The 8,242-nt window shown below is 65.7% G+C and carries 8 protein-coding genes; 4 read left to right on the top strand and 4 right to left on the bottom strand.

The window, feature by feature from the left end:
- Positions 1-28: 28 nt before the first annotated feature.
- The 3 genes from JHD64_RS13970 to JHD64_RS13980 all read left to right on the top strand — a co-directional run bounded on the left by JHD64_RS13970 (position 29) and on the right by JHD64_RS13980 (position 3,182).
- Positions 29-1,426, top strand: coding sequence for an FAD-binding oxidoreductase (locus JHD64_RS13970; protein ID WP_199053590.1), 1,398 nt, complete (start codon positions 29-31; stop codon positions 1,424-1,426).
- Positions 1,427-1,486: 60 nt separating this feature from the next.
- Positions 1,487-1,831: a cupin domain-containing protein gene (locus JHD64_RS13975; protein WP_059287526.1), complete on the top strand. Its 345-nt coding sequence runs from the start codon at positions 1,487-1,489 to the stop codon at positions 1,829-1,831.
- A 121-nt stretch (positions 1,832-1,952) separates the two neighbouring features.
- The gene (locus JHD64_RS13980; RefSeq protein ID WP_199053591.1) at positions 1,953-3,182 is read left to right on the top strand and encodes a diguanylate cyclase; all 1,230 of its coding nucleotides are present in this window, start codon (positions 1,953-1,955) and stop codon (positions 3,180-3,182) included.
- A 13-nt stretch (positions 3,183-3,195) separates the two neighbouring features.
- On the opposite strand, the gene JHD64_RS13985 is transcribed toward JHD64_RS13980, so the two are convergent.
- Genes JHD64_RS13985 through JHD64_RS14000 form a run of 4 tightly spaced genes read right to left on the bottom strand, consistent with a single transcriptional unit; the run spans position 3,196 to position 7,460 of the window.
- Entirely contained in the window at positions 3,196-4,425 is a 1,230-nt protein-coding gene (locus tag JHD64_RS13985) for a Zn-dependent hydrolase (protein WP_110313086.1), read from the bottom strand.
- A gap of 36 nt (positions 4,426-4,461) precedes the next feature.
- Positions 4,462-5,391: a glyoxylate/hydroxypyruvate reductase A gene (locus tag JHD64_RS13990; RefSeq protein WP_110313085.1), complete on the bottom strand. Its 930-nt coding sequence runs from the start codon at positions 5,389-5,391 to the stop codon at positions 4,462-4,464.
- Positions 5,388-6,146 carry a class II aldolase/adducin family protein gene (locus JHD64_RS13995; protein WP_059285835.1) on the bottom strand — a complete coding sequence of 253 codons (759 nt, stop codon included), beginning with the start codon at positions 6,144-6,146 and terminating at the stop codon, positions 5,388-5,390. The genes JHD64_RS13990 and JHD64_RS13995 overlap by 4 nt, the downstream gene beginning before the upstream one ends.
- 15 nt (positions 6,147-6,161) lie before the next feature.
- Positions 6,162-7,460 carry an MFS transporter gene (locus JHD64_RS14000; RefSeq protein WP_059285836.1) on the bottom strand — a complete coding sequence of 433 codons (1,299 nt, stop codon included), beginning with the start codon at positions 7,458-7,460 and terminating at the stop codon, positions 6,162-6,164.
- A 216-nt stretch (positions 7,461-7,676) separates the two neighbouring features.
- Here JHD64_RS14000 and JHD64_RS14005 point away from each other — a divergent pair.
- A partial coding sequence (locus tag JHD64_RS14005) for a LysR family transcriptional regulator (RefSeq protein WP_199053592.1) occupies positions 7,677-8,242 on the top strand: 566 nt, incomplete at its 3' end.

Raw genomic sequence — 8,242 nt, forward strand, 5'->3', positions numbered from 1 at the left:
TGCATGCTTCTTGCATGGAGGCCGGCCTATGGGCGCAACACACACTATCAGCCTGTGGATGGAACAACTGGGCGACAGCCTGGCACCGCGCCCGGCGCTGACTGGCGATATCGAGGCCGATGTGGCCATTGTCGGTGCCGGCTATACCGGGCTGTGGACCGCCTATTACCTGAAACAGCAGGCGCCTGATCTGAACATCGTGGTGCTGGAAGCCCGGATCGCCGGCTTTGGCGCCTCCGGCCGCAATGGCGGCTGGGTGATAGGCGAGGTGCTGGGCGAAGACCGGCTGCTGGCCGGGCTGGACCCGGCAGCGCGCGCCCTCAGCCGCGCCCTGTTGCATGACATTCCAGACGAAGTGGGCCGCGTCATCGCCCGCGAAGGCATCGACTGCCACTACCGCAAGGGCGGGGTGCTGTATTGCGCCGCGCGCTATCCGGAGCAGGAAGCCCGCCTGCGCCAGCAACTGGCCGACTGGCGCGCCCACGGCCATGGCGCGGACGATTACCGCTGGCTGGATGTGGCCCAGCTGAATGAGCGGCTGCGGCTGGCCACCCCGTATGGCGCGGTGTATTCACCGCATGTGGCCACCATCCAGCCGGCGCGACTGGTGCGCGGCCTGGCGCAATGTGTGGAGCGCATGGGGGTGACCATTTACGAAGAAAGCCGCGTCGACTCCCTGGCTAGCGGCGAGTTGCGCACCGCCCATGGCCGGGTGCGGGCGCGCTGGCTGGTGCCGGCAGTGGAAGGCTATGCCGCCACGCTGCCGCCGTTTGGCCAATACCAGCTGCCGGTGCAAAGCCTGATCATCGCCACCGAACCCTTGTCCGATGCGCTGTGGGAGGAGATCGGCCTGCGCCATGGCGAAGCCTTCAGCGAAAACAGCCGCCAGGTCAGCTATGGCCAGCGCAGCCGCGACAACCGGCTGGTGTTTGGCGCGCGGGGGGGCTACCGCTTTGGTGGCAAGCTGCGCCAGGACTTTAGCCTGACAGCAGACGAAATCGCCCTGCGCCGCCAGTTGATGGTGGAGCTGTTCCCCATGCTGGCCGGAGTGCGCATCAGCCATGGCTGGGGCGGCAATCTGGGCGCGGCAAGGCGTTTTCAGCCGCATATGGTGTGCGATGCCGCCCATGGCCTGGCCTGGGCCGGCGGTTATGGCGGCGAGGGGGTGGGGGCCAGCAATCTGGCCGGGCGCACGCTGGCCGAGCTGCTGCTGGGCAAGGAGACGCTGCTGACCCGCCAGCCCTGGGTGAAAACCGTGGCCAGCCTGGGCCGCTGGGAGCCGGAGCCGCTGCGCTGGCTGGGCTACAACGCCATCATCAAGAGCTTTGTCTGGGAAGACCAGACGCTGAATAACCCCGCCAGCCCGTCCTGGCAGCGCCGGCTGGCGCAGCGGCTGGCCGACCGCATGGAAAGCCTGATGCGCTAGCCACCGCCGCCCGCCACCACCAGACCATTTGCAGGCTGTGCCTGCCACCGGAGAAACCGCATGTCGATTACCCTGCTGCCGCAATGCGGCGACCTGTTGCTGTCCGCCCCCAGCCCGGTGGCGGTGCCACTGGGCGAGCCCGTCTCCACCGTGGCCGTCCATGCGGTGGAACGGCCGGACGGCGTGGAAACCGGCGTCTGGGAGTGCAGCCCGGGGCGCTGGCGACGCCAGATCATGCAGGCGGAGTTTTGCCACTTTATCCAGGGTCGCTGCCGCTTCATTCCCGATGCCGGCAGCCCGATTGATATTGCCGCCGGCGATGCCCTGTATTTTCCCGCCAATAGCGCGGGTGTGTGGGAAGTGACGGAAACCGTGCGCAAATCCTATGTGCTGTGGCCGGACTGAAGCCCAGGCCGGCAGCCGCTGCCGCAGGGGGTGTTGAACGAGAATAATGACGACAGCCTATTGCGGTGGACGGGTCAGGGCGCTTGGCCTAAACTGGGCGCTCCCCCTTCATGGCAGCTGCATGCCGAAGCCAGGTCCCGTGTTCAATACCGCATCAGACCAGCCACTGGCCTTGCCAGGCCGCTGGCGGGTCAACATTCCCAAGGCACTGTGGCCGGAATTTGAAGGCTATATCTGGCAGCACCATCGCGGTTTCCTGCTGCTGACCAACATCATCGCCGCGCTGGCCTTTTTCTCCTATGTGCTGGCCGATGCCCTGCTGATTCCCGACATGGCGCAGACATCGCTGCTGCTGCGCACTATCCTGCTGCTGGTGGCCATGCTGGATATCTGGCTGGTGTTCGGCCGCCGCCGCAACATCCTGCTGATGGACCTGCTGATGCCGCTGCACGACCTGATAGCCACCGTGGCCTGGTTCGAGCTGCTCAAGCGCAGCCATTCGCCGGATGTGCCCACCTTTCTCTATGCCTCGCTGATTTTCATCGTGTTCGCCAACCTGGGCGTGCGGGTGTCGTTCAAGGGCGCAGTGGCCAGCTCGCTGGCCATTTCGCTGGTGATCATGGGCAATGTGGCGCTGATGAATCCACATGACAGCAAGCCGCTGCTGGTGTTTTCGCTGGTCTACCTGCCGGTGCTGCTGTTCTGCCTGTTCATGAGCTGGAACACCACCAGCAGCGTGCGGCTGGCTTTTTATGCCGCGCAGGCCGAGGCCAGAAGCAAGAACGAACTGTCCTCGCTCAACCGGCGGCTGCAAATGCTGGCCTCCACCGATGCGCTGACCCAGGTGGGCAACCGCCGCGCCTTCGACCTGCAGCTGGAGCAGTTCTGGCAGCAGATGGGCCAGCATGGCCGGCCCTTTGCCCTGCTGCTGATCGATATCGATTACTTCAAACCCTATAACGACCACTATGGTCATCTGGCGGGCGACCATGTGCTGGCCGAGGTGGCCAGTGCCATGGTGGGCAGCCTGCGCAGCGGGCAGGCCAGAGCCTTCCGCTATGGCGGCGAGGAGTTTGCCATCCTGCTGCAAAGCGGCCGTCAGGATGAGCTGCGGCGCATCGGCCAGCGCCTGCTGCAGCAAGTGGCCGCCTTGCAGCTAGCACACGAGTACCGCCCGGACGGCCAGCCGTATCTCACCATCAGCGTGGGGGCGGCCTTGTCCAGCCTGGCCGGCTTGCGCCATGCCACCGACCTGCTGGCCTGCTGCGACCGCATGCTGTATCGCGCCAAGCAGCAAGGGCGCAACCAGCTGCAGCTGGCGACGGATGACATGGCGGTGGCCAGCGACTGAACCCTGCCCGGCATCAGCCTGGTGGCTGGCCGCCGGCGCGCAGCAGCACCGCCCCCAGCAGCACATCCGCCCCCATGCTGACGTCTTGTGGCAGCGCGTTTTCCGCCTCGTTGTGGCTGATGCCTTCCACGCAGGGGATGAAGATCATGGTGGTGGGACAATGCCGTGCCAGATGGATGGCATCGTGGCCGGCTCCGCTGACAATGTCCTGATGCGGATAGCCCAGCGCCGTCACCGCCTGGCGCACCGCGCCGATGCAGTCGCGGTCGAACGGCGTGGCGGCACTGAACCAGTGCCGCTGGATGTCGACTGTCAGGCCACGCTCTGCTGCCAGTTGCTGCAGCAGGCTGCGGGTCTGTGCTTCCATGGCCGCGATCTGCGCGTCCTGATGATGGCGCAGGTCGATGGTGAAGCGCACCAGGCCGGGAATGGTATTGCGCGAGGAGCCGGGAATGAGCAGCTGCCCCACGGTCACCAGCCCGTAGGGGCTGAACGCAGCCGCCAGCTGCTCCAGCCGGCCTATCATGGCGCTGGCGGCAAACAGCGCATCGTGGCGCAAGGCCATGGGCGTGGTGCCGGCGTGGGCCGGGCGGCCCGTGACCAGCACATCCAGCCAGCAGATGGCCTGGCCGCCCGTCACCACCCCGATGGGCAGGCCGGCCTGCTCCAGAATGGGCCCCTGTTCGATATGGGCCTCGAAATAGGCATCAAAAGGCCGGCCCAGCGGCAGGTTGCCGGCATGGCCGGCCAGCGCGGTGGCCACGCTGATACCCTGCATGTCCTCCACCGCCAGGGCCGTGGCCAGCGGCAGCACCCCGCAAAACGCCGCCGAACCCAGCATGGCCGGGGTGAAGCGCGCACCTTCCTCATTGGTCCATACCGCAATTTCCAGCGGCTTGTCGGTAACGATGCCGGCATCGTTCAGGCTGCGCACCACCTCCAGCCCGGCCAGCACGCCATAGATGCCGTCAAAGCGGCCACCGGCCGGCTGGGTGTCCAGATGGCTGCCCATCACCACCGGATTGGCCTGGCGGTCGCGCCCGGCGCGGCGGGCAAACAGATTGCCGATGGCATCGGTATCCAGGCTCATGCCGGCCTGGTGGCACCAGTCGGCAAACAGGGCGCGGCCGGCGAAATCCTCGGCCGACAAGGCCAGCCGGCAATTGCCGCCTGCGGCAGTGGGACCGACCTTGGCCATGTCCATCAGGCTATTCCATAAACGTGGACCATTCACGGTCAGCATGCTTGTTCTCCTCAATATTGCTTGGCGCGGCGGGCATCAGTAGCCCAGCGCCGGGTCGGCGCGATGCAGCAGCTCTGCGCCGCTGGCCAGCCGCCGCGTGTTTTCTGCGATCTGGCTGGCAATGCAGCGCGCCGAGGCGGCCGAGGCCATGTGCGGGGTGACAGTGACGCCCGGCGTATGCCACCACGGGTGAGCGGCGGGCAGCGGTTCCTGCTCGAACACATCCAGCAAGGCCGCGCGCAGCTGGCCGCTGGCCAGGGCCGCGTGCAGGTCGGCTTCTGCCACATGCTGGCCACGACCGCCATTCACCAGCACCGCGCCGCGGGCCAGGGCGGCAAATGCCCGGCGGTCCAGCAGCCCTGTGGTGGCGGCGGTCAGCGGCAGCAGATTGATCAGCAGATCCAGCCCGGCCAGGCAATCCTGCAAGCCATGGTCACCGTGGTGGCAGTCCACCCCGGCCAGCGTCTTGGGGCTGCGCGACCAGCCGCGCACCGCATAGCCGGCCCCGGCCAGGTCCTGTGCCACGGCGCTGCCCATCGAGCCCAGCCCCAGCACGCCCACCCGGTAGTCACGGGCCGGGCATTGCGGCGGGCGCTGCCAGCGCGCCTGCTGCTGGTTGGCCAGCACCAGGTCGAAATGGCGCTGATAGTGGATGACCGCCCAGCGCATGAATTCCACCATGCCCTGGCGCTGTTCCGGGTCCACCACCCGGCATACCGGCACGGCGGGCAGGCTGTCGGCCTGGCCGATATGCTCGATGCCGGCGGACATGGAATGGATCAGCCGCAGCCGCGGCAGGGACTGCCAGCTGCCGGCTGGCGGAAACCAGCAGGCGGCCACTTCCGCGGTGGCGGCAGCCGCCTCGTGGGCTTCCACCACGCGCAGTTCGGGTGACACCTGGGCAAAAGCCTGGCGCAATTCCGCGATCAGCTCGGCATCATCGCTCAGCAGGACAATCGTGTTCATGAGGCGTAGCTTTCCTGTTGATCGGCAATCAGCGACAGCGCCGCCTGCCAGCCCAGGGCGATGATTTCCTCCTCGTCGTCACGGGCAAACTGGTCGGCGGTGTGCTGGCGCACCGCTGCGCTGGGGTAGTGCAGCTGCGCGCCGCCGGCCATGGCCTGCACCTGTGCCTGACAGGCGCGTTCCAGAAAATAGATTTCGTGGAAGGCCTCGGCCACCGAGCGGCCACCGGCCAGCAGGCCGTGGTTGCGCAGGATCAGCGCCTTGTTGCGCGGGCCCAGGTCGGCCACCACCCGTTCGCGTTCTTCCAGCGACAGGGCAATGCCCTCGTATTCGTGGTAGCTCAGCCGGCCATAAAACTTCAGCGCATGCTGGGTGATCGGCAGCAGGCCATGCTCCTGCGCCGACACCGCCATGCCGGCCGCGGTATGGGTATGTATCACGCAGTGCAGGTCGGGCCGCGCCATGTGCACGGCAGAATGGATGACAAAGCCTGCCTTGTTGACGCGCTGCACCTGCTGGTCGCCGCCCAGCACATTGCCATGCTGGTCGATGCGTACCAGGTCGGAGGCGCGCATGTGCTGGAACAGCACCCCGTAGCGGTTGATGAGGAAATGATGCTCCGGGCCGGGTATGCGCAGCGAAATATGGGTGTCTATCATGTCCGTCATGCGGAAATGGGCGATCAGCCGGTACAGCGCTGCCAGCTCGCAGCGTGCCTGCCATTCTTCAGGGGAAAATCGGGCCGCTTGATTCATGAGGTTCTCCAGGAGTTAACGGACAAAGACCAGTTCGGGGGAAGTGCCCTGCCGCCGCAGGCGGGACAAGCCGCACACGCCGACATACGACACCAGGGACAGCAGCGAGAAAAACAGCGCCAGCGGCCACCATTGGCCGGCAAACTCGCTGGCCAGCCAGGTGCCGATCAGCGGCGTGGTGCCGCCGGCCACGGCGCAGATCAGCTGGTAAGCCAGCGAAATGCCGGAATAGCGCAGCCGTACCGGAAAGGCTTCCGCCATGTAGCCGGCTATCACCGCGTACAGGCCGGACAGGGTGACCACCGCCATGGCAATGCCCAGGGTCATCAGCAGGATGTCGCCGGTTTCCACCAGCAGGAACATCGGATAGGGCAGCAGCACGCACAGCAGCGCGACGATCTTGAGGAAACGGCCCTCGCCCATCCGCTCGGCCAGCAGCGCGGAACAGGGCTGCGACAGGAACTGCAGGATGGTCACCAGGAACAGCGTGTCCAGAATGGTGGAACGGGCAATGCCCTGGTACTGGGTCACATAGGTGATCATGAAGGTGTTGGTGAAGAAGAAACCGGCCGAGCCGATGGTGACCGCGGCGGCGGCAAACAGGATTTCCCGCCAGCAATCGCGCAGCACTTCCAGCACCGGATAGCGGGCCGTGTCCTGCCCGGCCTGCACCGCCTTGAATTCCGGCGACTCCTCCACGCCGCTGCGGATGGCCAGGCCCACGCACATCAGCAGGCCGCTGGCCAGAAAGGGCAGACGCCAGCCCCAGCTGAGAAAGTCGGCCTGATCCAGCGCGGTGACCAGCCGGAAGGCGATCAGCGACAGGATCAGCCCGGCCGGGCTGCCCAGCTGGGCAAACGAGGCATAAAAGGTCTTGCGCCGGGCCGGAGCGTGCTCGCTGGCCATCAGCACGGCCCCGCCCCACTCGCCCCCCACCGAAATCCCCTGGATGAAGCGCAGGGTCACCAGGCCGATGGGTGCCCAGATGCCGGCACTGGCATGGCTGGGCAACAGGCCGATGCCGGCGGTGGCCACGCCCATCAGCGCCATGGTGAACAGCAGCATTTTCTTGCGTCCCAGCCGGTCACCCAGATGACCGAACACCACCCCGGCCATGGGGCGGGCGATAAAGCCGACGGCAAAGGTGGCAAAGGCCGCCAGCGTGCTCAGCGTGGGGTCGCTGCTGGGGAAAAACACCTGCCCCAGTACCAGGGCGGCAGCGGTGGCGTAGATGTAGAAATCGTAAAACTCGATGGTGGTGCCGATAAAGGCTGCCGCCGCAGCCCGGCGCGACTGGCTGGAGGCTTGGGTCATGGTGGATTCCTCTTTGTGGATGCGTGTTCTTGAGCGGGCGTCATGCACGTCGGACTGCGCTCTGGCGGCGCGTTGAGGGTTTATCGCATGGGCATTATCATTAGTAAAATTATCAAAACTGAAATTTTGAATAAGTAAAATTAATAACAAACCGGCGGGTCGAATATGGCGAAAACAACAGGGCCAACCCAGGCCAACATGACAGCAGGACCACGGTTGCTAAGCGACAGGCTGGATTGGAATCTGCTGCGGACTTATCTGGTAATTGCACAGGAAAGCAGCATCAGCCGGGCGGCGGCGCGCCTGCATATCACGCAGTCGGCGGTAAGCCAGGCGCTGAAACGGCTGGAAGAACAGTTGCAATGCACACTGATATTGCGGCAGGGGACACGCTTTGCCCTGACCGCCAGCGGCGATGAAATCTACCGCATCGCCAGCGACATCTACGGCCATGTGTCGCGGCTGGGCAGCGCGCTGCAACAGCGCAGCCAGGACATGCTGGGCAAGGTGCGCATACTGTGTGCCACCGGGCTGGAGGCCGCGCACTACGACGCCTATCTGGCGCACTTTCACCAGCAATACCCACGGGTGGAGCTGGAAGTGGAAGTCATGCGCAGCGCCGACATCATCAGCGGCCTGCTGCAAAAAACCGCCAGCCTGGGGCTGGGCCTGTGCCGCCTGCCGCATGCCAGGCTGGAGCGGCGCTGTCTCATCACCCAGCGCTATGCTTTTTACTGCGGCCGCAGCCATCCCCTGTTCGGCCGGCGCGATCTGACGCTGGA

Origin of the sequence: Aquitalea sp. ASV15 (assembly GCF_016429115.1) — a bacterium.
GTDB classification, from domain to species: domain Bacteria; phylum Pseudomonadota; class Gammaproteobacteria; order Burkholderiales; family Chromobacteriaceae; genus Aquitalea; species Aquitalea magnusonii.